This is a genomic window from Wolbachia endosymbiont of Nasonia oneida (assembly GCF_009012935.1).
GTDB lineage: Bacteria > Pseudomonadota > Alphaproteobacteria > Rickettsiales > Anaplasmataceae > Wolbachia > Wolbachia pipientis.
In genome coordinates, this window is the sequence record NZ_QESS01000047.1 from 1 (window position 1) to 1,108 (window position 1,108).

Genomic DNA, 1,108 nt, shown 5'->3' on the forward strand with positions numbered 1-1,108 from the left:
GAATAATAAGCTACTGATATTCCCTATCTTTTTTATCTTTAATCCATCATAGCTAGCGATGCAACAAAGCCCACTGGGATCCAGGAATTTTATTAAGTTGGTAAGTATAAAAGTAGCCGTTTTATGTTAAAACACAACGTTCTTGATGAGATTACGGCAAGGCTGGATTCCAGTGTCAGCTACTTTCATGACACCATTTGCTGTGCAATTTACCTTCAAAAATGAATGTTCATACAGTTATGGAATGAATCGCGGTATGACGTAGGGAAACCTTTCTTGAGTTAGCTATAGCACTATAAAATTGTCCGCAGGGCCATATAAAAGTCGTGGTGAGTTAATAAATTTTTATGGAAGAAAGGATATATTAGAAAATTGAGGGTTTTAAAGGAGGTAAAAATGAGACTGTATTATAAAGATATCACAGGTCTTATCAAAGAACCCTACCGCTCCAGAGGAAGGGATTATTTTGACAAAAGAAAGGTACAGATTATATCTGTTAATGAATCTCAAGCTAAATCAAAGGTAGTTGGATCAAATGTATATCGAGTAACACTAAAGCACGATGGTCCTCTTTTGAGTGGAACATGTTCCTGTCCTGCATTTGTGTATTATGGTCCATGTAAGCATATGGCTGCAACAGGTTTTGCTTTGGTTGCACTTGATAGAAAGGAGTATCGATCGTCTGCGCGCCCAGATGAACAGACTCTCTTTGAAAGGTTTTACTAAGAAAAACAAAGCAAGAGCTAATTTCAATAATTACTCGTTCCAGTAAACATTATCCTGAGATTTTTGAAGAACTAGAGGATAAAGAATATGAGCAATTTATTCAAAGTGAACTTTCAAAATCCGAGAATTATGTATAAAACAACCGGAAAGATGGTGAGATCAGGTAATCTATGGCTAAGACGTCATACCGCCGCGGTATCTCTTAGCCGCTAACACGTAGCGGGATGACGAGATGCCACCACGAACCGTCATACCGCGCGATTCATCCGCGGTATCTCTTAGCATAGATCCCGCTAACAAGCAGCGGGATGACGGTTGTCGTTTAGCTATAAACATTAAGAAATTTACCAAACGAAAAAAAAGGCAAAAGAAGCCCCGTGGT

1 protein-coding gene is annotated in these 1,108 nt (G+C 38.6%); it reads left to right on the forward strand.

Annotation, left to right across the window (positions count from 1 at the left end; genetic code table 11):
- The first annotated feature begins 396 nt into the window (after positions 1–396).
- Complete coding sequence (locus DEF52_RS06010; protein ID WP_007548583.1) at positions 397–726, forward strand: SWIM zinc finger family protein; 330 nt, start codon at positions 397–399, stop codon at positions 724–726.
- Positions 727–1,108: the final 382 nt, after the last annotated feature.

Coding starts and splice junctions, on each gene's coding strand:
- DEF52_RS06010 (WP_007548583.1), top strand. CDS start 397: ATGAGACTGTATTATAAAGATATCACAGGTCTTATCAAAGAACCCTAC.